Genomic DNA, 25,121 nt, shown 5'->3' with positions numbered 1-25,121 from the left:
TGGGTTAGCTGAAAGCCAGAGCCATACTGTATCTGTTACCAATACATAACGGAGGTCAGCATGAATAACAGTAGCATAGTTTTTATTGGCTTAGACACCCATAAAGAGTTTGTCGAAGTAGCCTATGTCCAAGATCAACGACAAGCTGATATCGTTCATCTCGGACGCATCTCCAGCAGCAAATTGTCGATGACTAAACTGACTCGACAGATGCAATCAAAATACCCAAAAGCCACATTGCACTTCGTCTATGAAGCTGGCCCCTGTGGCTATTGGGTCTATCGGTTGCTCACCAGCTTGGGGTTCCCCTGCTATGTTGTAGCACCTTCTCTCATTCCCAAAAAGCCAGGGGAACGTATCAAAACCGATAAGCGTGATGCCATGAAACTGGCGAATCTACTACGTACCGGTGACCTAGATCCCATCTACGTTCCAGAACCGGAAGATGAAGCAATCCGTGACCTTTCTCGTGCCCGTGAAACTGCCATGAAAGACCTGAAAGATGGCAAATACCAACTCAAGGCCCTACTGCTCCGCAACAATATCAAACCCACCGTGCAGGATAACTGGTCACAAAAACACCTGCGGTGGCTGACAGAACTCATACTACCTTACCCAAGCCAGCAAATCGTTCTACAGGAATACATACAGACCATAACTGAACGGATCAAACGCTTGGAGCGGCTGGATAATGAGCTAATCCATCATGTCAAAAACTGGCGATACTATCCTGTTGTAAAAGCAATACAGGCGATGCGTGGGGTACGTCTGTTGGTTGCGGTGGGTGTGATTGCAGAGCTGGGCGATCTCACCCGCTTTGATCATCCCCGTAAGTTGATGAGTTATCTCGGCTTAGTCCCCAGCGAACATTCCAGTGGCGGGCACCGCAGGCAAGGTAGTATCACTAAATGCGGTAATGGCCGAGCCAGGCGCCTATTAATTGAAGGCGCGCACAGCTATCGCTATAGCGCCAATATCTCAACCGAGTTACAGAAGCGACAGGAGTGTTTGAGTAAAGAGATCGTAGATATCGGGTGGCAAGCTCAGTTGCGCTTATGCCGTCGTTATCAACGTTTAATGAAACGAGGGAAACACTATAACGTAGTTGTCACGGCAATAGCGCGGGAGATGGTGGCGTATATCTGGGCGATTGCCAGAGAAGTGGTTTTATCACCAGTGGATACAGCTAAACGGTTATCAAGGGTCCCTGCGTAATGAGAGGTGTTGAGCGAGTGCATCGGATCAGGCCACGGCAGTGGCATAATCTCCGACGGCGTTAGGCAGGCAGCTGCACCCGCAGTTGATCCACGAGCATAGACTGAAGAACGGTGTCACGACGGAAAAAGTAAGGTAGGCACTGCTTACTGAAAAGTGAGTAACCCACGAATACCAGCATGAAAACCGACGAACTTACCGGCCTCATTCGATGCGTTCGCTCACTTTAATTGAAAGAAGGGCTTAACAGATAAAGCAGGAATCAGTGTGCCTGTACTTGACAGTGGGAGTCATACCAACGCCGCCAACAGCGGTAGATTGTAGCAGAGTGTTTTTGCAATAAAATCGCGAAGCGATTGCAACAACGCGGCGCGAAAAGCTGTCCGCTTTGCTTGGCTTTGTTAAGCATTTATTGGTCGCCCCATTTATTTGCGTCTAGTTTTGCCTGCTGTAGCCAGTGATTGAAATTATCAAATCCGTAAGACCTATTTGAACCATCTAAAACCAACATTACTACAGTTGGATTGCCAGATTTATCATTACCGTCAAAACAAGCCGCATCACCATCACCAAGCTCTAGTGATGCAAAAGGGATTAAATTATTGCCAATCTCTTTGCCTAAATTTAGCAACATTTCACCCAATTCAGATTCACAGTTAATTTCAATCCAAGGGTATAGACCTTGAAACACCTCGGCATTGAAATCATTGGGGTATTCAAACCCATTGGGTAATTTCTCAGTACTATATTTATGGCTCATAATCTTAGGTGCTTAACGTCGCAATGTGCGGATTTTAAAAGTGGAGGCCGCTTTTTGGCCGGAACTTTTAGAATTCCGAACCATTGCCTTGTTAGGCGCGGGCATTTGCGTACACCACTAATTGTTGAGGTAAGTATTCAGTGTCGCAGTGGACGTTAAAGCCTTTATGTACTGCAAGTGAGGCAATACCCAGCCCCATGAAGTCCAATGCAAACTGGTTATACTCCATTCCGCCATACTCGCCCAGCTGATCGCCAAATTTCTTATCATCTTTTCTGGAGGCAAAACTCTCTTGCGCTTTGCCTATATTAATATTCAGTGCCTCAGCGTCACCAGTGACAATATTTTTGTACATTTCAAAGTATAAACGCTGCTTTTCCCACCGATATATTTTGGTTAATTTAAATAGTGCTTTTTCATTTTCCTCTATTACTGATAGGTTCTCTAATATGAACCCAGCAATCATTTTTGTATGAAGATCAAAGTGACTACTTCGAATAAACACTAGTTCCTCACTGAGCACGAGTGATGCTAGTTTATGAGCCAAATCAAAGCGACCAGTTATCAAACAGAGGAAAAGAGGGATGTCTAAGCGGGAAATAGGCAGCTCACATGGAGGTACTTTTAATAAGTACTCGGCAGCTTCAGCTCCCTCACAGAAAATATCAAATACCGCTTCTAAGTCTTCACCCTTACGGGCTTTGAGCATTCCAAGTACTAATGAGTCCCTACATTTTCCATGTGCAACACCAGGGACTCCCCTCCAATTTTTCTCTTTAAGTAGTTCAGGCAATCCTTTGGTAGAACGTTCCAGCATTCTGGAGCATCTCATCTCAATTCTATCTGCGATCTCTATATCCATGCGATCTCTTGCCGCCTAACAGCTAAATATACGACAAGTGAAATGTAGAAAGGCGACACTTTGTCGTATATCTTCAATATTAATATTTTAGAAGTTAGGCATAACCTTTTGATATTAAATACATATATTTAAAATCTCAGAATGGCTAATTTGTAGAAAAGCGACAAAGTGTCATGTTTCCACATCAAAATTGAAAAATGACCATTGATACGAATCATTCTCATCAATCCATTAAGGTAGGTTAACCTACTTCCTTGGTTTCTCTATGTTTGCACAACTAAACGCCACATGAAATACTGACTAAAAAACCAGTACAAGGATGTACAATGGCCTCTCCATTCATTCAGTCGCTTCGCGAGCATATTCGCGCTAGAAACTACAGTAAAAGAACCGAAAAGACTTATATTCATTGGGTTTTAGATTTTATTAGATTCAATAATAGAACCCACCCAGAGCAATTAGGTGTTCCTGAAATCGTACGCTACCTTGAGTACCTCGCAGTAACTCGACAAGTATCCCCTTCCACACAACGAACAGCTTTAAATGCACTTATCTATCTATACAAACAATATTTCGGTAGGGACGAATCACTGCTACAACTTGGTTCATTTAAACGTGCATCTAAGCCAAAAAAATTACCTATCGTCTTAACACAAGAAGAGTTAAGGAGAATTTTCCACCATTTACATGGTGATTATCTTCTATGCGCAAAGCTGATGTATGGCTCAGGATTACGCTTGATGGAAGCTTGTCGGATTAGAATCAAAGATATTGATTTTAATAGACTATCAATTCACATATATGAAGGAAAAGGAAACAAACAGCGAATTACCACCTTATCAGAGCTCTGTGTTACAGAACTCCATAAACAGATTAAATACAGCAAATTATGCTGGGAAGAAGATAAGGTCTCTGAAGAATGGTCAGGTTGTTATCTAGCCCCTGCTCTCGCAAGGAAGTATCCAAATGCTCCTTTCGAATTCGCATGGCAATATTTATTTCCAACAAAGAAACGCTTAGTCGATGAACGTAATAACAATGCTATTCGCCGGCACCACATCCACGAACGTTCCATGCAACGCGAATTCAAACGTGCGGTCGTTAAGAGTGGGATAAACAAACCCGCAACCTGCCATAGCCTTCGCCATAGTTTTGCAACACACCTCTTAGAACGCGGTGCGGATATAAGAACGGTGCAAGAACAGCTTGGGCATAGCGACGTAAGAACTACTGAAATCTATACCCATGTGCTTAATCGCGGTGGTCGAGCTGTTATTAGTCCATTACAAGATCTATAGAAATATATTTATGAGGGCTAGATTGAATCTAGCTCTCTGTTCAACCTGCCATCGAATACTGCTCTTCCAACCTACTCGTACCCAACCCACTCATCTTCTTAACTTTAATCTGCACTGGGATGCGCTCTTTCATTGCTTCAATATGACTGATAACACCAATCATCTTGCCTGATGCATTTAGGCTATCCAACGCATCCAATGCCGTATCTAAGGTTTCACTATCGAGGGTACCGAAACCTTCATCCAAGAACAGTGAATCGATACTGGTTTTCTGACTAACAAGATCTGACAGGGCCAATGCTAATGCCAAGCTGACTAGGAAGCTTTCACCGCCTGATAATGTTTTGGTATCGCGCACGGTATCTGCTTGCCAGGTATCCAGTACTTGAAGCTCTAGAGCACCCGATTGTTTTCTCTGCAGCATATAACGACCATGCAGACGTTCTAGCTGTTTGTTCGCTAGGTGAACCAAATGGTCGAGTGTTAGGCCTTGAGCAAAGCGGCGGAATTTATCTCCCTTTTGAGAGCCAATAAGGGAGTTCAAATAGGAAAGATCATCATATTCTTGTTTTGACTGCTCTACCTCAGCAAATAGCTGCTGTTGCGATTCACGGCGATTTTCGTTGTCTTGTAGCAGTGCGGTACCTTGACCTTTTTGAAGTAAAAGCTGTTTAATCTGATTATCTAACTCAGCCAATTCTAGAGCGACTTGCTCACCATCTATATTTTCATACTGTTTTTCTGATCCAGCTTGCTGTAACGCTTCCAGCTGTTGCTCAGATTGTTTAAGCAAAGCTTGAGAATGCTGCTCAGCTTTGGCGATCTCTTCGCTTAGCGCTTTTAACTGCTGCCTCTCTTCGTCAGAAATTAGGGCATCGAGGAGTGCCTGCTCAGAATCAAATGGACTACCTTCTAGCGCTTGTTGCCATTCAATTTTCTGACTACTAAATTCAGTTTGGAGTAGACCCAGCTGTTGTTCTTGCTCAGTAATCATTGTTTGCAAACGGGTTAGCTCGGTTTCGTGCTGTTTATGTGTAGCTGATACCTCCTGGTGGTTCTGCTCAGTTTTGTCTATCTCTGCAAGCAAACATGAGCGTTCATCGGCAACTGATTTATCACCAAATAGCGTCCTACGCGTCGCTTGCTTTTCTGCCAGATCCTGTGAGAGATCATTAAGACTGTTTTGCTGATCAGTACAGAGTGCAGTTTGCTTTTCTAGCGATTGGTTAGTCTGAGTTAACTCAACCGCCGATGTTTCTTGGATGCGATTTAAGGTTTCAAGGCGCTGCTGTAACTGCTGTAAGTTAGCGATTTGGCTTTCTAGCGTATTTAACCAATCCGTTAGCCCTTGTTCGGGTAGCGTCAGTTGTAATTCAGCCACTTCTTGAGATAAACCTTGCTTAACCACAGCGATCTGCTCGTTAAGCTCTTGCAGACGCTGTGTATCTTTAAGCTGCAACTGAGTTAGGTTATCACACTCTTTATTGGCCAATTCTAAGTTGGCTTGAGCTTGCTGTAAGGTCTGTTCTGCCTTATGGATCCCTTGCTGTTGTTGATTGATCTGCTCACTAAACTGGCGCAGCTGTTGGATTTCAGCTTTCTGATTACTAAGCTGCTGCTCGAATTGTGTAATTGCATAATCTAGCTGTTCAGTCTGGTTGGGCTCGAAACCAAAACCACACAGTTGCTGTAAAACTTGCCACTCTTGCAAGAGCTGCTGTAACTGCTCATTAGTCTGCTGCAGGCGGGTTTGAAGGCCAACTATCTGTACGGTCGTTAATTGGTTGTAGCGCTCTCTTAGTTGAGTACCTTGAGTCTTCAGCTGATCACGCGCTTGTTCAGCCATCACAAAGCGCTGCTCGGTTTCGCCCATATCTAGAGGTTGATAATCAGCCACTAGGGGATGCTCTTTTGAGCCGCACAGCGGACAAGGCTGATCCGGTTGAAGCTTAGCCCGCTCTGCTTCGAGATTTTGTATTTGGCGCTCTTGCTCTAACAGTCGCTTTAAATCTTTGAACTGCTGATCTTCCCTCTGATACTGCTCACGAAGATTAGTGAGATCGCCTTCAATTTTCTGAGCAGTAACCTCCAGCTGACTTAACTCATTACTGCCAACAGTTTGCTCACTTTGCAGCTGGATATACTGAGCAGATAGATTCTTCGCCTGAATAAAGCTTGCTTGCAGCGATTGTTGCTGATTGTACTGTGCTTCTATATCAGTCAGTACACGGCCATTTAATATAGATTGAAGCTGCTGTTGAGCATGCTGAAAGCTACTATTTAAGTTTTCTTTTTGTTTTGCACTTTCAGACAGATGTTGCTGTAACTGCTCAGTTTTTTGTTTTTCCGTATCTATTTGCTTTTGTAAGCCTGAAAGGTGATCTGTCAGGTTTTTAACTTCAGCGGTATGTTGATGTGTTTGCTCTAGCTGACTACGCCATAAAGGGATACGCTCTGCAGCACCTTCAAGATGACAAAGTTCGGCTATTTGATTTTCAAGCTGCGAGGTTTCAGCCTTGGCTTGATTAATTTTGTCGTTAATCTGTTTTTGTGCTGTTTTCTGCTGTTCTAATTCAGACTGATGCTTTTTCAGTTCATCAGTAGCGCTCTCTTTTAATTGAATAAGCCGTTCACACTCAGCATCCAACGGCACTACTTGCTCGTTAATCAGCGTTTCTTGTTCTGATTGATGCTGTTTAGTCTGTTTTAGTTTTAGCTCTGCTTCATTAAGAGATTGCGCTGAACTTTTATGCTGATCGGTAGCCGACACTAATTGAGCTGCATTTTGCTCTTTAATCTGTGCAAGATCGTTAAGCCGTTGCTTTGCACTTTGATAAAGTTGGTACGGAGCTTTTAGTTTCTCAGCCGGTTCGCACACTGCTAACTTATCTAGAGAGCCTTTAGCCGTTTCTTTACGCTGCTTAACGCCTTCCTGTTCAGTCAAAGCGCTTTGTTTTTGTTGCTCAGCTTTTTGCAGATCAGTCCACCAGCGTTCCTTTGATTGCTGTTCGCTCTGCTCTTTCTCTAAGGTTTTAAGTTGTGCACTAATCGCTGATTGTTCGGATTTAAGCTCAGCAATCTTCTCATCCGATAACAACTCAACACCTTTAGCCTGTGCTTCCAGTTGTTTGAGGTGGTTATCTGCCTCTTTAAACTGCTCGTATACCTTCTCTGATATCAAGCTGTAGATAGCCGTACCGGTTAACTCTTCCAGCAATCCGGCTCTTTCATTTGCATCAGCATTGAGAAACGCTGCGAATTGGCCTTGAGACAGCATCATGGATTTAGTAAAGCGGTCAAAGTTTAAGCCGCTGATTGTCTCGATTAGCTCATTCTTCTGCTTAACCTGTGAAGCAATGATTTTACCTTCACCGCTTTCACCTACCTCTGCCAATTCAACTTTGGCTTCTTGTAGATTACCGTCGACCTGATCTCTGGAACGACGTTGACTCCAAAACGCACGATAGCATTTACCTTTTACTTCGAACTCAACTTCTGCAAGCGCGTCCGCTGTACCGCGGGTCATAAGCTCATTCGTGCTTTTAGAGATAGTCCCTAAGCGTGGCGTACGGTGATACAGGGCCAAGCAGATCGCATCTAAAATAGTCGTCTTACCGGCACCTGTTTGGCCTGTGATGGCAAAAAGACCATTATCGATAAACGGAGATTGAGTAAAATCGATCTTCCACTCACCCTTCAGTGAGTTAATGTTTTTAAAACGCAGCGTTAATATTTTCACAGGCTATTCTCCTCTGCTGTATCTGGAGCTAAAGCAGAGAAAAGATCGTCTTGATCGATCTTAGTGTCATTTAGCTGTTTAGCCTGCTCAACTTTTTCCGTTTTGCCTTTTGCGTGCTTGTTTTTAACTGCAATGGATTTTGGCTCATCGGAAGAATCACTCTCTAAAGAAAACAGATTTAGAGTGTTATGGTCTTGGTCTTTTTCCTGTCCAAGCTCTTCTGATTCAGAAGCACTATTAGATTCTTCGACTGCAGCATGCTCACTAGGATATTCTAAATCCTCTGATTCCAAGTGTTCTTCTTGCTCTTTCTCTTGCTCTGGGCAGTCTTGAGCAAGAGAGAACTGTGTTGTAGATAAGAACTCATCCGCTGGCTTAGTTGCAGGAAGATCATTTTCAGACTCTACAGTCGTTACGATCTGGCAGAAGCGATCTTTAAGTCGTTGAATACGGTTTCGTTCGGCTTCGGATTCAAAAACCTCATCGTTAAGCCTACGCGTGAAAACCTCGTAAGCATTCAACTCAGAGAGCGTCTCTTTCTCCTTGCCGACTAAACCTCGCTGGATCTGTTTGCGCGCCCTTCGTAACTGCAGAACCTCAACGTTAAGATCTTGAGTTAGTTGCTCAACACGTTGTGTAAGATCGTTCAGGTAATCTTGGGTTTGAACCTCAATCGATAACCAAACAGGAAGTTCATGCTGTTCAGCTTCAAGTTCATCCAACTGCGCTTTAATCGAATCAAGATCACCCTTGATGCTTGCCATTGGCTGGAAGGTCGGCACTAAAAGCGGTGTTATCTCTTTTAAATGGCTTTGTTCAAATTCAACCATCAATACCTGCTTTTGCGTACCGATCTCATCAAAGCTTAAAGGGATTGGTGAGCCGCAATAGCGAATATGTTCAGACTTAGCGACTAATTGCGGGCGGTGAATATGGCCTAAAGCGATGTAATCTGCTGGTGGGAATGCACTGGCTGGAAATGCCTCTAGATTACCAACATAGATATCGCGAACAGACTCGGAGGTTTTAACACCCATTGCCGTTAAATGCCCCGTAGCAATGATCGGGATCGACAGTCCAAGGTCTTTTCGCTTTTGATCAGCCAGATCATAGATGGCTTGATAGTGTTCTGCGATTGCTGTGCCTAACGAATGCGCTTTATCTTTTGCCGATTGATCTGCGGCACTTTGCATCACATCACGAGGACGAATATAAGGAATTGCACACAGGATGGCAGCCGGTTCACCTGAGCGATGATTCAAGGTAATAATCTGCTGCTCAAGTTCTGATTCAACACTCGCTATGACTTCTGCATTGAGATGTTTGAGCAGGCCTTTGGATTCATTCAGCGTAGAAACAGAGTCATGATTACCGCCTAAAACCACTAACTGACAATCGAGTTTATTTACTTCGATAACCAATTGATTATATAGCTCGCGAGCATAACTTGGTGGCGAACCTGTATCGTAGATATCACCTGATATTATTAGCGCATCTATTTGATTTGATTGAATTTCACCTAATAGCCATTTAATAAACTCTTGGTGTTCGGCTAATCGACTTTTTCCAATAAAGTGCTGACCTAAGTGCCAGTCAGAGGTGTGTAAAATGCGCATTAAGTAAGGCTCGGCAATCCATAGATACAATGAAACTTCACCTCCATTGAGGTGAAGCTCATATTATATTGTTACCGCTTTTAGCACCATCCATAGTCACTGTAATATGGTGGTGTTAGTTAGGTATTTATTCAGCGGTTAAATACTGTATTAATGCCTGTTCAGCATTAGCACAGTGATAGATATCTTCGTGCTGTTTGAGCGATTGGTAGGTAACTTCAAAGACACTGTCGCTAATCACTAGCACAAGGACATCGGTCTCATCCTCGTCATCAGCGCTAGCCTCCTCTGGCTCATCGGTATCGAATTGATAAAAGCCCGCCTGCGGTATATCCATCTCCTCTTCGAAACCATCGAGATAGTCCTCAATAGACATCTGATGAACTTCAAGCACTTCATCAGCACTGAATTCGACAATCGAATAAGTTTTGGGTACTGAAAGGAAGTCCCGTTTTAGCGCATAACACAGCAGCAAACTTTGCTTGCGCCCCTCTTGCCTCAGTAGGTAACGAACATCAGATTGAGGTTCTACTTCTGGCGCAGACAATTTATTGATAAGCGAAAATGTAATCACGGATTAATCTTCCAAAACGTAAGCTGGCAGATCGGCTTCTGCAGGAACAGGTGTTGGTACGCCATCATCATCGATCGCGACAAACTTAAAAATCGCCTGTGTTACTTTTTCACGTTTACCAATACGACTACGGCGCACCCAAGCTTCAACGTGAATCTGCATCGATGTACGGCCTACTTTTACAATTTCCGTATAGACACCCAGTACATCACCCACTTTTACTGGACGGATGAAAGACATGCTATCTACCGCCATAGTCACTACACGGGTTTGCGCGCGCTGGCCTGCACAGATACCCGCCGCAATATCCATCTGCGATAACACCCAACCACCAAAAATATCTCCTGAAGGGTTGGTATCACCTGGCATGGCCATAGTACGTGTAGTCAGGCGGCCCTTTGTAACTTCTTGTGTTTGGTCTTTCTCAGACATAATGCATTGTCCTACTTCTTAGATGGAGGTCTGTTATTCCAATATGTACTTATTACTATACCTTGGTATATAAGGTTTTGCGTAAGTTGTTTTGAATCCTCAGCCTAGAAAGCAACGCTTCAACCTTTTACCTACATGCAGTTATTGGCATAATACGTACAAAATTTATCTCCTTACTCGCTCCTTAAGAGCGCAGTCATCTATAGCGGATCTAATATCGTGTTAACCACAGCAAATATCACCATGCAGTTTGGTGCTAAACCTCTATTCGAAAACGTTTCAGTTAAATTTGGCGAAGGTAATCGCTACGGTTTAATTGGCGCAAATGGCTGTGGTAAATCCACATTTATGAAGATCTTAGGCGGAGACTTAGAACCAAGCGCAGGCAATGTGTCCAAAGGGCCAAACGAGCGTATTGGTAAGCTAAAACAGGATCAGTTCGCTTACGAAGAATTCAGCGTGATGGATACCGTTATTATGGGCCATGAAGAGTTGTGGGCTGTTAAATCAGAACGTGACGCTATCTACGCCAACCCAGAGATGACTGAAGAAGATGGCATCCGTGCAGCAGAGCTCGAAGGCGAATTCGCTGAGATGGACGGCTATAGTGCTGAATCACGTGCAGGCGAACTGCTTTTAGGTGTAGGCATTCCGACTGAGCAGCATTTCGGCCCGATGAGTGAAGTAGCACCTGGTTGGAAGCTTCGTGTCTTACTTGCACAGGTACTGTTCTCAGAACCAGACATCATGTTGCTAGACGAACCTACCAACAACTTGGATATCAATACGATCCGTTGGCTGGAAGGCGTTCTTAATGAGCGTAACTGCACTATGATAATCATCTCGCACGACCGTCACTTCCTAAACAGTGTGTGCACGCACATGGCTGATTTGGACTACGGTGAGTTACGTGTTTACCCAGGTTCTTACGATGAGTATATGACTGCATCGACACAGGCACGTGAACGCCTGCTTGCTGATAACGCTAAGAAGAAAGCACAGATCGCTGATCTTAAGAGCTTTGTGAGCCGCTTTTCTGCCAACGCATCTAAATCTAAGCAAGCAACGTCACGTGCACGTCGTATAGAGAAGATCGAGCTAGAGGAGGTGAAACCTTCAAGCCGTCAGAACCCATTTATCCGCTTCGAACAAAACACCAAACTGCATCGTCTAGCCGTTGAAGTAGAAGGTTTAGGTAAATCTTTTGATGAAGAGCTGTTTAAAGACCTTAATCTAATGGTAGAGGTTGGCGAGCGCATTGCTATTATCGGACCTAACGGTAGTGGTAAAACCACCCTATTACGCTGCTTGTATGGTGACCTTCTGCCGACTGCGGGTGAAATCAAATGGTCTGAAAACTCAGAATTTGGATACTACGCACAGGACCATGCTGCTGATTTTGAAGAAGATAAAACTCTGCTTGATTGGATGGGTCAATGGGGCCAAGAAGGCGATGATGAGCAAGTTATCCGTGGTACGCTGGGGCGTTTATTGTTCTCTCAAAAAGAGATCAATAAGTCGGTTAAAGTGATCTCGGGTGGTGAGCAAGGCCGTATGTTATTTGGCAAGATTATCCTTCAGCGCCCGAATATCATGCTAATGGATGAACCGACCAACCACTTGGATATGGAATCAATAGAATCCTTAAACCTTGCCCTAGAGAACTACCCAGGTACGTTGATCTTTGTCAGCCATGACCGTGAGTTTGTATCCTCTCTAGCAACCCGAATTCTTGAGATCACGCCAGATGGCATTGTCGACTTCCGCGGTGGTTACGAAGACTACCTGAAGAGCCAAGGCGTAGAATAAACCTAAGCGCTAATGCAGAAAAAGCCTGATTGCAGTTAACCTCAATCAGGCTTTTAAATTTTTACCCCTAGCATAAATTACTTTCAATTCTTTGGTGAGCTTTATGATTATCGTCTGCCCTAGCTGTAATACATCCAACCGTATTCCTGATGACAAATCACATGTCGATGGCAAGTGCGGTAAGTGCAAAGGCCCTCTGCACACCCATCAACCAGCTGAGCTAGATGATCAATCTTTTGAAAAGTATGTTGGTAGCAATGAGTTACCTGTCATCGTAGATTTCTGGGCTAGCTGGTGCGGCCCATGCCAGATGATGAAACCCATATTTGAGAAGACTGCAGCTGAATCTGAAATACTGCTCTTTGCAAAAGTAGATACTGAAAAGGCACCACGGACTAGTCAGAATATGAATATCCGCAGCATCCCTACCCTTGTGATGTTTCAAGCTGGCAAAGAGATCGATCGTGTTGCAGGCGCACTCTCAGAACCTCAGCTAAAGCAATGGATTTTGCAAACCCTACAGAAGGCGTAAGAGTACTCTATGGAGCTTTCAAATCAGATCGCAAAAGAGCTAGGCGTCAAAGCACAACAAGTTAATGCAGCAATAGAGTTATTGGATGGTGGCTCCACCGTCCCGTTTATTGCGCGTTATAGAAAGGAAGCTACCGGTGCGCTAGATGATGCACAATTAAGACAGTTAGCGGCTCGTTTAGATTATCTTCGTTCGCTATTGGCTCGTAAACAAACGATCACCGAGAAGCTCCAGCAAGATGGCGTATTAACACCAGCGCTCCACCAGCAGATTAATCAGATAAATAGTAAGACTGAGCTTGAAGAGCTATATCAACCATTCAAAAGTAAGCGAAAAACCAAAGCTCAAATCGCTGTTGATGCTGGCTTAGATAAATTACTAGATCAAATCATTCAAAAGCCTGATCAACAACCTTACGTTTTAGCCAAAACTTTTATCTGTTCTGATAAAGGTTTCAGCTCCAAGGAAGATTGTTTAGACGGTGCGCAAGCCATCTTAACTGATCGTCTGTTAACAGACCTGAAGTTGCAGGCTGAACTTAAACTGCGTGTGTGGAATGAAGCCAAACTAAAGGTATCTGTTAGCAAAGGTAAAGAAAGAGAAGGTTCAAAATTCCGTGATTACTTCGCTCATAGTGAAGCGATTAAATCCATCCCTTCACATCGCATGTTAGCGATTTTGCGCGGTATCAATGAAGGCATACTGAAATCCGCTTTAGATATGGATGAAGACCGCTTTAAGAATTTCCTATCCAAGATGACAGGTCTTCCTCACTACGGACCTTCAGGGAAATGGCTCACTCAAGCGGTGCATACAGCCTGGCAAAGTCGTATCAAATCTAAACTCACTAAAGATCTGATAGCAAAACAAAAGGATTCCGCTGAAACTGAGGCAATTAAAGTCTTTAGCCGGAATCTTCATGACCTTCTGCTTGCAGCACCTGCTGGTGCTAAAACCACCTTAGGGCTCGACCCAGGCCTTAGAACGGGTGTAAAAGTCGCCATAATTGATCCAACGGGTCGTTTGTTAGAACACACGACGATCTACCCTCACCCACCAAAAAATCAGTGGGACCAAGCCATTGATAAGCTTTTTAAGCTCAGCAAGAAACACAATGTTGAGCTGATTAGTATCGGTAACGGTACTGGCTCACGAGAAACCGATAAACTCGTTACAGAAATGCTTAAGCAAAACGATTCAATTAAGGCGCAAAAGCTTATTGTGAGTGAAGCTGGCGCTTCAGTTTACTCGGCATCTGAACTTGCTACTAAGGAGTTCCCTGACCTAGACGTATCTATTCGGGGTGCGGTGTCGATAGCGCGTCGCTTGCAAGATCCACTAGCTGAGCTGGTAAAAATTGAGCCCAAAGCGATTGGTGTTGGTCAATATCAACACGATGTAAACCAATCCGAGCTTAATCATGCACTTGAAGCAGTTATTGAAGATTGTGTGAATGCAGTTGGAGTCGATCTAAATAGTGCTTCATCTGCAATTTTAAGCCGCATCTCTGGTTTAAACTCAACACTAGCCAATAATATCGTTGCTTATCGTGATGATAACGGCGCTTTTACGAGCCGAACTCAGCTTAAAAAAGTTCCTAGACTGGGCCCGAAAGCCTTTGAGCAAGCTGCTGCCTTTTTGCGTATACAGAACGGCAAGCAGGTATTAGACAACTCCTGCGTTCACCCTGAAGCCTACTCTGCTGCGCAACGCATAGCTCAAGATAACCAACGCACTTTAGGATCAATTATTGGGGATAGTGACTTCTTAGGCTCACTTAACCCGCAAGACTACATAGATTCTAGCTTCGGTCTTTATACCATCAAAGACATCATAAAAGAGCTAGAAAAACCGGCCAGAGACCCGCGCCCAGACTTCAAAACCGCTGCTCTACAAGACGGCATCGAAACCGTTAGCGACCTTATTGAAGGGATGGTACTTGAAGGCACTATTACTAACGTGACTAATTTCGGTGCATTTGTTGACGTCGGCGTTCACCAAGATGGATTAGTGCATATTTCACAATTAGCTAACCAATTTGTGAAGGACCCTCATGATGTTGTCAAACCGGGCCAAATTGTCACAGTTAAGGTGCTTGAGGTAGATCTTAAAAGACAGCGTATTTCACTCTCGATGCGTGAAGATTAATAGAATAATTCTCATTTTAGTATTAATGAGAATTATTCATTCTCAGCGGCTTATTTTATTAAAATTCATTCACTAAAAAACTATCTTTATTGTTCAAAATCAACAACTAAGAGGAGACATAAGCCATAACTAATACTAGACTGTAACCACATAGCTTGATTGAAGTAGATTCCATGGTTACAAAAACAACTAACTTACTATGGATGCAGGCTGGTGCATGCAGTGGCGATACAATGTCACTTCTTTGTGCTGACAAGCCTTCATGGCCTGAATTCGTGCAGCAATATAAACTGGATGTCCTTTGGCAGCCTTCCCTTTCTACGCGGCCCATGCGCGAGCTTATTGCTGACATTGATCTGATTCTTGCAGATAAAAAACCGCTAAATATTTTATGCATTGAAGGTAGTTTAGCCCTTGGCCCAAACGGCAGCGGTATGTTTGATACCTTTAATGATCAGCCTAAAGCTTTTGTCATCAAAGAATTAGCTGAAAAAGCTGATTATGTTGTGGCTGTGGGAACCTGCGCCGCATACGGTGGAGTTCCAGCGGCACCGCCCAATCCCACTGAGTGCACTGGCATGCAATCTAGCCAAGGAAGTCCTGGCGGTTTATTGCCTGATTCGTTTAGAAGTAAAAGCGGCCTCCCTGTCGTTAATATATCAGGCTGCCCAACTCACCCTAACACAATCATTCAAACCTTAATTTCACTTATCAACGATTACCCTCTTCCTCTCAATGATTTTAACCAGCCTGATGCTTTCTACAGCACCATGGTTCATCAAGGCTGTACGCGCAATGAATATCATGAATACGATATTGAAGAGGAACAATTTGGGGAGGCAGGCTGCCTTTTCTATAACTTGGGTTGCCAAGGACCCTATACAACGGCTACATGCAATACTGAGCTATGGAATAACCGCAGCAGCAAAACCCGTGAAGGTGTGCCTTGTTTAGGCTGTGTTTCTCCTGATTTTCCAAGAGATGCCCCTTTGTTCAAAACAGAAAAAGTGGGCGATATTCCAGTTGCACTGCCTTTAGGTGTTAGTCGACCTCGCTACATGGCGTATAAAGGCCTCGCTAACGATGCCGCGCCAATCAGAATCATCGAACGTAAAATGAAACCTTAAGTAGTACGGTTATGAGCAAAAGAGTAAAAGTACAGCTAAACCGAGTTGAAGGCGATTTAGAATTAGAGCTCGAAGTTGAGCAAGGGGTGGTCACCAACGCCTGGTGTATCGGCACGATGTATCGTGGTTTTGAGCAGATACTTATCGGTCGAGCAGCGATGGACTCACTAGCGATCACTCCCCGAATTTGCGGTATTTGCAGCACTGCGCATCTGTATGCGAGCGTGCTTGCATTGGAATCGATGTCTCACATCACACCACCACCCAATGCAATTCGCGTAAGAAATATTTGTTTACTAGCCGAAGAGATTCAATCTGATTGCCGGCAGACATTTCTAATGTTTACTCCTGATCTTTGCCACCCCGGTTACTCCAATCTCAAATTGTACAGTCAGATAAAAAATCAGTTTGAAGATATGTCAGGCAGCATTTATCAAGATGCCGTTCGATTTAGTCGCGATATCATTGAAATTGTCGCTATCTTTGGAGGGCAGTGGCCGCACTCTTCTTATATGGTCCCAGGTGGCGTTACTTCATTACCTGATACCAATAAAGTCATTAGTGCGCTAAGCGTAGTCGACAACTATATCAATTGGTTAGAAACGAAAGTCCTTGGTGTATCCATAGACCATTGGAATCAAATCGACAGCCTAGAAAAACTTAACGAACTCACCGAAACAGGCAAAGGCGCTGCGAGTCTTTTCTATCAATTCGGTAAAAATATCGCGTTAAATCAAATTGGCGGGGGCTGTAAATTATTGATGAGTTATGGCTCCCTTATCGATCCAGATAATCCAGAAGATACATTACGAAATCGTGGTATCTACGATGCTACAACCCAAAGTTTCGAGCCTTTAGATCAAGAACAGATTACTGAGGATATCAGTTACAGCTGGTACCATGATGACCAAGCTGCACCACGTCATCCTCATGACGGTCTAACTCAACCAAAATACGATCCTGACAGCAAGCGTTACAGCTGGGCTAAAGCCCCTCGCTATAAAGACCAAGTCGTGCAAACAGGTCCATTAGCGCAGCTTATTTTAGATAAAGACCCTCTTCTTCTTGATATGTTAAAGAAGCAAGGTGGGAACACCCTCTTAAGACAATTTGCGCGCATACAACGCCAAGTAAGATCTATAACCCTATTGAAAGAACAGCTGAACGGGCTTCTACAAAATATCACTGAACCCACAATGACCCACCAACCTCTTCTTGATGGAGAAGGTATTGGTATGATTGAGGCCGCTCGAGGAAGTCTCGGTCATTGGGTAAAAGTAGAAAACGGCACCATCAGCGGCTACCAAGTAATCACACCCACCGCTTGGAACGCATCACCTAGAGATCAAAATCAACAACCTGGTCACATCGAAAGCAGCCTAATTGGTATAGATATTCCAGATATAGATGATCCTTTATCTGTCGGTCACGTGGTCCGCTCTCATGATCCTTGTTTAGTATGTACCGTACACCTACTAGGCAGTAACAAGAAACACCGTTATGGAGTGATTTGATGACGGTGATTTTATGCTTTGGAAATGAATGGCATGGGGATGATGGCTTTGGTTATGCAGTCTATAACACTCTCAACCAAACCGATTTGCCGTCAAAAGTAGATCTTTACTATTGCGCTACTAATAGTCTGACAGCTACTCGTTTGATCAAAGACACATCTCGATTAATATTGGTCGACGCCTACCAATCCGACAGCAACAATGCGGGTACACTACAGTGGTTCTCTAAAGATGAGTTCCAGACAAGCTATGCCAGAAACCTTCACGATGGAGGCTTAGAAGAGCTTATTAAGCATTGCGACATTTTGTTTGACTCACAAGAACTTGTGATTGAGATTTTGACGGTAACAATCCACCAAGTCTCAAGCTTTTCTGAGAAACTTTCTCCTATTATTGAGAACTGCGTCTCAGAGGCCTGCAATCAGATTTTAACCCGCGTGAATCAGGAGCCACACTATGTTTACTCCTGATAAAGTAATTACCCGCTTAGTTATTGAGCGAGAAGTAAGTATTCAAGGCCATATGCGCTGGGTAGCTCACCCTGAAAACAGAAAAAATCGACTATTAATAGTTGAGCATAAAAAACAGCTATATGCCCTACCTCTCTATTGCCAACACGCTCATGTTTCGCTTCTTAGAGCTAAAGTGGATCACAATGGTAAGGTAATTTGCCCTAAACATGGTTTAGCCACTGATCTTAAATCCAACCCAGGTGTTTTTACTGTCGAACGGCAAGGTAATTTTTTTATTACAGCCAACAGCTCTCTAATTGAAACCCAAACAGTAGAAACATGCGAGCAAGATGTAGATCAACAAACTGAATTAGAGGCATTAAAAACAGTCAACTCGGCATTGCAGAAGAAGGTACTATCAAACCTTGAATCTATGGACTCAATGCTGAGTGAAGTTGAGCATAAAAAGGTCGAGTTAGAGGAAAACAATCGTCACCTTCTCTCCGTAAATCAACTCATTGATAGCATTACTAATACAATGGAAGAGTTCTTGGTTGTCACCGACAATCAGGGACGAATTACCCGTGTTAATCCTTATGCAGAATCTATTTTAAATATAAAAGCAGAAGAGCTAATTGGAAGCTCTCCGGATAATTTCCTTCGTGACGAGACCCTAACTGAAATCATTGAAAGGTTTCCTGCAAGCAACTGGGACCAAAGGCCCTATTTATACCGAGCGGTTTATAGTAACGATGGATTTGAACAAGAGATTCGCTTTAGAGATCCAACAGGACGTCATAAAGAAGTCAGCCAAAAATACTTTCTTCTAAAAGGCACTTTGATTTACGGACGAGCGGGTAAAGAGGAAGGACTCATTCTTTCCGCAACAGACATATCCGTAGTAAAAGCTAAAGAAAAACAGAAGCGCCAAGCAGACATTGAGAAACATCTACAGCTTCTTCAGAGTACTTTATCTACTATTAGCCAAGGCGTTGCTATGTTTAGCGGCATAGGTGATCTGCAAACTTTTAATGATTCATTTACTAACAATATTAATGTAGATCCCGACATACTAGCGCAAATACCAGCCTATGAAGTTCTATTTAGTAACAACAAAGAGATCTTAGACCTACAACAGATACCGCCTTGCCAAAAACTCATCTCTGACAAACACCAATGGATTCAAACTTTCACAGATGGAAGAGTTATCGAATGCGAATCAGCTCCAACGCCTACCGGAGGTTTTGTAGTTACAACTCGTGATATTACACAAAGCCAAAAAAATGAAGAACACATTCGCCTACTTTCGACCACTGTTGAGCAAAGCTCCAGTGAAGTTGTCATTACCGATACTCAAGGGATCATTGTTTATGTAAACCCTATGTTTACTGAAAACACAGGATATACAGCAGAAGAAGCTATTGGAAAGAAAAGCAGTATTGTCCAATCAGGAGAAATGTCAGCTGATTTTTATAAAGAGTTATGGTCAACCATTAAGGCCTCCAATAGATGGAAAGGCGAAATACTCAATAGAAAGAAATCAGGAGAAAAATTTTGGCAGTCAATGTCTGTAACGCCAATCTTTGATAATAACGGTGTGATTAGTCATTATTTATCATTAAAAGCCGACATTACTAAACAGAAAAGAGCTGAGAAACGCTTAAGATATCAAGCTGAACATGACCTCCTAACTAATCTACCCAACAGGTCTATATTGCTACATCAACTTGAGAGTTCCATCGTTGATGCAAGAGATAATCATAAAGCGTCTGCAGTTCTCTTTATGGATCTAGATAATTTTAAAGACGTGAATGACACATTGGGTCATTTGAGTGGCGATATCCTTCTGAAGCTTGTCGCTAGACGATTGCAGCAATGCTCAAAACCAACTGATTTGGTAGCAAGGCTTGGCGGTGACGAATTCGCTATTGTACAGAATGACATTGCTTGCCTCGATGACCCCAAAACTCTAGCCGAAGAGATAATCTCTTCAATCACCCGCCCATTTAAAGTTGATGATCATCTATTACATATTGGTATTAGTATTGGAATTACTGTCTTACCTACTGACGGTTTAGACACGGGTATTCTGTTACAAAATGCAGATATGGCAATGTATGAGGCCAAAGGAATATCAGGCAGCCACTACCATTTCTTCGATTTAGAACTACAAAAAAGTATCCAACAAAAACGGACTATTGAATCTCACCTCCACCATGCAATTGAGCATAATGAACTTAACCTCTTGTTTCAGCCAAAAATAGATCTTCAATCGAACAAGATTGTAGGAGCAGAAGCCTTGCTCAGATGGCATAGCAAGGAACTTGGTCATATATCTCCAGAGGTTTTCATCCCCATAGCAGAAAGAAGCGGCTTAATCATAAAGTTAGGCTCCTGGGTGCTGAATAAAACATTAGAACACATTACAGCTTGGGCCAATGCCAATATTGAAGTACCTAAAATTGCGGTAAACCTATCTACGATTCAACTTCTAGATGCCAATTTGATATCAGATATTAAAGAAGCACTAACGACTTACCATGTACCTCCAAATAAACTCGAACTTGAGATCACTGAAACAGCTGCGATGTCCGATCCAGAACTTTCACAAGCTCAGTTAGAGGCGATTAAAGATATAGGTGTAAGTATCGCTCTTGATGATTTTGGTACCGGTTATTCCTCACTTTCGTACCTTGCTTCACTACCTGTAGATCGAATTAAAATAGATAGAAGCTTTGTAAATGACATACAGTTCTCACCACAATCCAAGGCAATCATTGAATCGATCATCCATCTTGGCATCATCATGGGGAAAATAGTTATTGCCGAAGGTGTAGAAGTAAAGGAACAACTTGCTTTGCTGCAAAGTCTAGGTTGTCACGAAGTACAGGGGTATTATATTTCTAAACCCATCACAGCAGATGAATTTATTCATTTTTTGAATAACAAGGAATAGGGCTAGACGTTTATGTTTATTGCTATGAACCGCTTTAAAATCATTCCGGGTAAAGAGGATGACTTTATTGAAATTTGGAAAAATCGAGACACTTATCTAGATGAAGTACCTGGCTTCAAAAGCTTTGATCTATTGCAAGGCCCGAGCACCGATGAAGCCACAATTTTCATCTCTCACAGCACCTGGGAATCAGAAGAAGCATTCAAGCAGTGGACCAAATCTGAAGCGTTTAGAAAAGCACATGCCAATGCAAAACCTGCACAAGGCATCTATTTAGGCCCACCTCAATTCGAAGGCTATAACAAAGCCTTTTAAAATTAAAAAAGCGGCTATTTCAGCCGCTTTTTTTAATCTATCAGTGTGTCGATAAGATCTATCATAAACTCAGTCTGTTCTTCAGTCATGATTTCCCAGCCATCTAAGTCCATGCTTTCCAGCACACCTTGGCCTTTTGGATCATTCTGCATACTCAGGAGAAACTCTTGGAATTGAGGAATTAATGCCTCTAACTCTGGAGAAACCAATAAAGCATGATGAACATCACTGATTTCACTCGCAACCAACACCTTCATCTGCTTACGAATTAGCTCCGATAGATCTTCGTACGCATCCTTCAGAAAGAATCCGGCATCAGCCTTATTGTTAATTAAGTGCTTCGCAACAATAACGTAAGAATCAACGGTATTTAACTCAGTGTTAGAACCATCAAGATCTGCAGGCTCCAACATAATCATGCCAATACGGTTTACATCAGGATCACTGGTAGCAACCAAACGGCTATTGGTCTTTAGATCTTCTACGCAACTATATTGCGCATCTGCATGGGTTGCGATGACAGTCTCATCAGATTTTGAAATAGGCCGAACAACCGCCTTAAAACCCAATTCACGCACAAGCATTGAAGCATCAAAGGGATTCGCATAAACAAGATCATACTTCCCCTCTTGAATATCATTTCTTTGTGCTTCAAAACTATCATATAGCTCTAAATGAACCGGTCGGTCTAATTGACGTTGGAGCCAAGTATTAAATATAAACCAACCGGAGATATGATCTGGAGAAAAATCCGGACTGACTGTTAAATTAAGCTTCAAGGAATCACCCTACTTCATCGTTAAATACAAGGCTTCGCTTTCTGCTATTTTTCGAAGGGAAGGCTTTCGCCTTACAGAAGTATAACCGACGACAGAACCATTACGGACATTTGGAATAACGGTAGCTTTGACCCAATAATAACTACCGTCTTTACGTAAATTCTTTACGTATCCATGCCATTTTTTACCTGCCTTTAGCGTATCCCATAAGTCTGCAAACGCAGCAGCAGGCATGTCAGGATGCCTCAAAATATTATGATTTTGTCCAATCAACTCTTCCTGAGTATATCCAGACATTTCAACAAATGCCTGATTAGCATGAGTTATAAATCCTTTCGTATCCGTACGAGAGACAATGAGCTTACCTTCTGGGTAAGGCTCCTCTATGTCCAGTATTTGAGCGGTGCGTGTTTCACCGCCAAAATATTTGATGACAACTTCTTGAACGCTTTCTGCATGCGATACTGGCATCAACTTCCCTAAATTTATAAAATTTTCCCAATTGCTTCTGCTGCACGTTTAACATCAAGAAAAATTAAACCCAAGCGTGCATTTGGTTTTGCTACTACGGTAAGTACAGATTCATCATTCGCATGGGTCATTAAGATATAACCTAAATCACCTTTTACAAGAACCTGTTCTAATTCTCCACGAGCAAGTTCACTTGCAGTACGCTCACCTAGCGAAAGCATGGCAGCACTCATTGCACCTACTCTATCTTCATCCAGACCAGCTGGAAGAAGAGCTGCGATCATAAGACCATCTGTTGAAATGACAGCGGAAGCTTCAATCTCGGCTGAAGTTCCATTCAAGTCACTCAAAATCGAGGTCAACATTTCTGAGCGCATATACTTACTCCTTTAATGTAAGGCATTAAAATACAGATATCTGAGAATCGATCATTGATTGATATCAATAATCAAGGTAACGCCTTGCTAGAACGCTTAATAAATCTACATAATTTCCTTGGTTCAAACGTGGCATCTGATCAATTACCAGAACAAAACGCTGATGACCAAGGTGGATCACCCAAAACCCTACTTGGCTCAAACCAACAGGGTCCAACATTCCCCATGACTCCCCCATAAAGGAAAGGTCACGGTTCAGTAATAAACTATGACGCTCGTGCAACGAGCTCAAATCCGCCGCTAACGCGCACAACGCTTCTGCATGGTCAGCATCATAACCGGTAGAACCGAGGCAAAATCCATGATCGTCGGCCAACGCGACTTTCCCTGAGCTAGATAAACCAGACAACAATTCCGGCAATATCTTCTCAATTGAATCATTGATCATTCTCGATGGATTTTTACTTAGCTGAACAAAATTTTTATCAATCAGCTTATCAAACAACTCTTTTGCTTCACCTTCATCAAGGTCTGTCAACTCCATTACCAATTCATGACTAAATGGTAAAGAGACATCAGAGCTAAGAAGCTGAAGCAATAGCGCTCTAGCATCATCCGGTTCGGAGCCTACAGTAGCGTAGAAAGCTCCTGCAGGACAGATCTGAATAAATTGATTTTGGATAGTAGCATTTGTCACAAAATAACTCCGATACCTTTCCTAACCCACCACTTCATTCCTGAAACCATCCAAGTGAATATGCACCACACATAAACGCAAAAACAACACGTTGAGGCACATCCAATATTCTTACAATATCCAGCGCGGTCATTGGTTGACCACTCCATACCTCACTAATTTCATAACAATCAGGTATGGCCTGAAATGATTCAAAATCAGGCTGCACTGTTAATTGCATTAACTTCTCTGGGTCCATTCCATTTAATAGCCGCCCTCTAGAAGTCCAAAGAGCAACTTTCCAAATAAGTGATTCTATTCTCTCAGCAAGATGTTTTGTTTTATCTTCTAGCTGGAAGTCACCCTTTGGCTCAATCTCCAACTCACCATACCCAAAGCGGGTTAAAGCGAGTTGATTTAAAAATTCATCACTAAACGTCATGTAAAACAAACGCTGGTCAGGGAATACAAGCATCTGACCCGGCAATCCAGTAATCTCAACAGGTTGATCGAGTTTAAGTGCTAGGTCAACCGCTTCTGTCATTTTTACTAACAGCGACCCTTCGGGATTAAAAAAGATACTACGACGCTCATCAGGTCGAGTCAGGTCAGCATCAGCTGCATTACCACAACATTGTAGGATTTGCTCTTTTGTTAACTCTTGCGAAGCTTTAACAGACTTATCCTGAAGCGCTTTCTCTGCCTCTTGCTCTCTTTTGGCTAACAATTCTTTCTTTTTCTTATTATCGAGTAGCTTCTGCTTCAGCTTCTTAGCTTTTTCAGCGGCAAGCTTTTTCTTTTTAGCTTCTTGTAATCGTTTCTCTTCTTCGAGCTTTTTCTTTTTCAGAAGCATTAACTTTTTAGCTTTTTTCTTAGCTAAGAGAGCTTCATGCTTAGCCTTTTCTGCCTCAAGCTCACGTTTAAGTTGCTCTTCTTGCTCCCGAATATCTGCTTCGATCTGCTGCACCAAACGATCAGATGCACTAACAACAAGATTACCTTTTATAAGCTTTTGCTTAAGAGCCTCACCCTGCCTTTTACGTGCATAATCACGGCTTCGATAGAAATCGAGATCATCGGAATTAATTTCTTTTTTTACAGGTTGAGTATCTTGATTTTCAGAGTCAGAGAAAGTTACAGAGAAGCTTCTGACGACACTCAGGAGGTCTTGAGCAGTATGCGGTTTTTTAAGTAGAGCAAAGCCATCCCAACTAACATCTCTAATACTGATAACTAAACGAAATTCAGCCGGATACTTTTCAATGATGTTTCTGCTTAATTGCTCATCACCCTCACCTTGATCCCCATTCACTACAAGGATCTGAGCTGCACTAGCAGTTACGAGTTCACAGTCGACTTCTGAAGAGAAGCAATATTCGAGCATTGCCTGATTAGGGCCCGAAAACCCGATCAATGCTATTTTACGCACGTTTTTAAGTTGACTGCTTTTCTTCAAGCTCATTGACTTC

The 25,121-nt window shown here is 42.9% G+C and carries 21 protein-coding genes; 10 read left to right on the top strand and 11 right to left on the bottom strand.

The window, feature by feature from the left end:
- The first annotated feature begins 60 nt into the window (after nucleotides 1-60).
- Nucleotides 61-1,215: an IS110 family transposase gene (locus tag ACMXYP_RS08315; RefSeq protein WP_415884547.1), complete on the top strand. Its 1,155-nt coding sequence runs from the start codon at nucleotides 61-63 to the stop codon at nucleotides 1,213-1,215.
- Nucleotides 1,216-1,624: 409 nt separating this feature from the next.
- Here the strand turns inward: ACMXYP_RS08315 and ACMXYP_RS08310 are convergent, their stop codons facing one another.
- Together ACMXYP_RS08310 and ACMXYP_RS08305 are read right to left on the bottom strand one after the other, a co-directional pair.
- The gene (locus tag ACMXYP_RS08310) at nucleotides 1,625-1,975 is read right to left on the bottom strand and encodes an SMI1/KNR4 family protein (protein WP_415884546.1); all 351 of its coding nucleotides are present in this window, start codon (nucleotides 1,973-1,975) and stop codon (nucleotides 1,625-1,627) included.
- A 91-nt stretch (nucleotides 1,976-2,066) separates the two neighbouring features.
- Nucleotides 2,067-2,837, bottom strand: a complete 771-nt coding sequence (locus ACMXYP_RS08305; protein WP_415884545.1) for a hypothetical protein — start codon at nucleotides 2,835-2,837, stop codon at nucleotides 2,067-2,069.
- Nucleotides 2,838-3,163: 326 nt separating this feature from the next.
- Between ACMXYP_RS08305 and ACMXYP_RS08300 the strand changes: the two genes are divergently transcribed.
- Complete coding sequence (locus ACMXYP_RS08300; RefSeq protein WP_415884544.1) at nucleotides 3,164-4,135, top strand: integron integrase; 972 nt, start codon at nucleotides 3,164-3,166, stop codon at nucleotides 4,133-4,135.
- Between the two features lie 40 nt (nucleotides 4,136-4,175).
- Here ACMXYP_RS08300 and ACMXYP_RS08295 read toward each other — a convergent pair whose 3' ends face one another.
- The 4 genes from ACMXYP_RS08295 to ACMXYP_RS08280 all read right to left on the bottom strand — a co-directional run bounded on the left by ACMXYP_RS08295 (nucleotide 4,176) and on the right by ACMXYP_RS08280 (nucleotide 10,496).
- A complete protein-coding gene (locus tag ACMXYP_RS08295; protein ID WP_415884543.1) occupies nucleotides 4,176-7,874 on the bottom strand; it encodes an SbcC/MukB-like Walker B domain-containing protein in 3,699 nt (1,232 codons plus the stop codon).
- Nucleotides 7,871-9,520 (bottom strand): exonuclease subunit SbcD, encoded by a 1,650-nt coding sequence (sbcD, locus tag ACMXYP_RS08290; RefSeq protein WP_415884542.1) that lies wholly within the window; start codon nucleotides 9,518-9,520, stop codon nucleotides 7,871-7,873. Before sbcD ends, ACMXYP_RS08295 begins: the two co-directional genes overlap by 4 nt.
- A gap of 97 nt (nucleotides 9,521-9,617) precedes the next feature.
- On the bottom strand, nucleotides 9,618-10,064 hold the full coding sequence (locus tag ACMXYP_RS08285) for a hypothetical protein (RefSeq protein WP_415884541.1): 447 nt from the start codon (nucleotides 10,062-10,064) through the stop codon (nucleotides 9,618-9,620).
- A gap of 3 nt (nucleotides 10,065-10,067) precedes the next feature.
- On the bottom strand, nucleotides 10,068-10,496 hold the full coding sequence (locus tag ACMXYP_RS08280) for an acyl-CoA thioesterase (protein ID WP_415884540.1): 429 nt from the start codon (nucleotides 10,494-10,496) through the stop codon (nucleotides 10,068-10,070).
- 219 nt (nucleotides 10,497-10,715) lie between these two features.
- Here ACMXYP_RS08280 and ACMXYP_RS08275 point away from each other — a divergent pair, with 219 nt between their 5' ends.
- The 8 genes from ACMXYP_RS08275 to ACMXYP_RS08240 all read left to right on the top strand — a co-directional run bounded on the left by ACMXYP_RS08275 (nucleotide 10,716) and on the right by ACMXYP_RS08240 (nucleotide 21,349).
- Nucleotides 10,716-12,305, top strand: a complete 1,590-nt coding sequence (locus ACMXYP_RS08275; protein WP_415884539.1) for an ABC-F family ATPase — start codon at nucleotides 10,716-10,718, stop codon at nucleotides 12,303-12,305.
- Between the two features lie 103 nt (nucleotides 12,306-12,408).
- Nucleotides 12,409-12,837 (top strand): thioredoxin TrxC, encoded by a 429-nt coding sequence (trxC, locus tag ACMXYP_RS08270; protein WP_415884538.1) that lies wholly within the window; start codon nucleotides 12,409-12,411, stop codon nucleotides 12,835-12,837.
- Between the two features lie 9 nt (nucleotides 12,838-12,846).
- Nucleotides 12,847-14,985, top strand: a complete 2,139-nt coding sequence (locus tag ACMXYP_RS08265) for a Tex family protein (RefSeq protein WP_415884537.1) — start codon at nucleotides 12,847-12,849, stop codon at nucleotides 14,983-14,985.
- 173 nt (nucleotides 14,986-15,158) lie between these two features.
- Nucleotides 15,159-16,112, top strand: a complete 954-nt coding sequence (locus ACMXYP_RS08260; RefSeq protein ID WP_415884536.1) for an NADH:ubiquinone oxidoreductase — start codon at nucleotides 15,159-15,161, stop codon at nucleotides 16,110-16,112.
- Between the two features lie 11 nt (nucleotides 16,113-16,123).
- Nucleotides 16,124-17,626 carry a nickel-dependent hydrogenase large subunit gene (locus tag ACMXYP_RS08255; RefSeq protein WP_415884535.1) on the top strand — a complete coding sequence of 501 codons (1,503 nt, stop codon included), beginning with the start codon at nucleotides 16,124-16,126 and terminating at the stop codon, nucleotides 17,624-17,626.
- The gene (locus ACMXYP_RS08250; RefSeq protein WP_415884534.1) at nucleotides 17,626-18,096 is read left to right on the top strand and encodes a hydrogenase maturation protease; all 471 of its coding nucleotides are present in this window, start codon (nucleotides 17,626-17,628) and stop codon (nucleotides 18,094-18,096) included. The genes ACMXYP_RS08255 and ACMXYP_RS08250 overlap by 1 nt, the downstream gene beginning before the upstream one ends.
- Nucleotides 18,083-21,034 carry an EAL domain-containing protein gene (locus tag ACMXYP_RS08245; RefSeq protein ID WP_415884533.1) on the top strand — a complete coding sequence of 984 codons (2,952 nt, stop codon included), beginning with the start codon at nucleotides 18,083-18,085 and terminating at the stop codon, nucleotides 21,032-21,034. Before ACMXYP_RS08250 ends, ACMXYP_RS08245 begins: the two co-directional genes overlap by 14 nt.
- 12 nt (nucleotides 21,035-21,046) lie before the next feature.
- Entirely contained in the window at nucleotides 21,047-21,349 is a 303-nt protein-coding gene (locus ACMXYP_RS08240; RefSeq protein ID WP_415884532.1) for an antibiotic biosynthesis monooxygenase family protein, read from the top strand.
- 32 nt (nucleotides 21,350-21,381) lie between these two features.
- Here the strand turns inward: ACMXYP_RS08240 and ACMXYP_RS08235 are convergent, their stop codons facing one another.
- The 5 genes from ACMXYP_RS08235 to ACMXYP_RS08215 all read right to left on the bottom strand — a co-directional run bounded on the left by ACMXYP_RS08235 (nucleotide 21,382) and on the right by ACMXYP_RS08215 (nucleotide 25,114).
- Nucleotides 21,382-22,128 carry a phosphate/phosphite/phosphonate ABC transporter substrate-binding protein gene (locus tag ACMXYP_RS08235; protein WP_415884531.1) on the bottom strand — a complete coding sequence of 249 codons (747 nt, stop codon included), beginning with the start codon at nucleotides 22,126-22,128 and terminating at the stop codon, nucleotides 21,382-21,384.
- A 9-nt stretch (nucleotides 22,129-22,137) separates the two neighbouring features.
- Nucleotides 22,138-22,599, bottom strand: coding sequence for a PAS domain-containing protein (locus tag ACMXYP_RS08230; protein ID WP_415884530.1), 462 nt, complete (start codon nucleotides 22,597-22,599; stop codon nucleotides 22,138-22,140).
- Nucleotides 22,600-22,613: 14 nt separating this feature from the next.
- Nucleotides 22,614-22,976, bottom strand: coding sequence for a roadblock/LC7 domain-containing protein (locus ACMXYP_RS08225; RefSeq protein WP_415884529.1), 363 nt, complete (start codon nucleotides 22,974-22,976; stop codon nucleotides 22,614-22,616).
- Nucleotides 22,977-23,040: 64 nt separating this feature from the next.
- A complete protein-coding gene (locus ACMXYP_RS08220; protein ID WP_415884528.1) occupies nucleotides 23,041-23,673 on the bottom strand; it encodes a hypothetical protein in 633 nt (210 codons plus the stop codon).
- Between the two features lie 34 nt (nucleotides 23,674-23,707).
- Entirely contained in the window at nucleotides 23,708-25,114 is a 1,407-nt protein-coding gene (locus ACMXYP_RS08215; protein WP_415884527.1) for a hypothetical protein, read from the bottom strand.
- Nucleotides 25,115-25,121 lie beyond the last annotated feature (7 nt).

The sequence above is a fragment of the Neptuniibacter sp. QD34_54 genome (genome assembly GCF_047778055.1).
Classification (GTDB): Bacteria; Pseudomonadota; Gammaproteobacteria; order Pseudomonadales; family Balneatricaceae; genus Neptuniibacter.
Note: the sequence above shows the minus strand (reverse complement) of the source record. Positions and strands in the feature narration are given on the sequence as shown.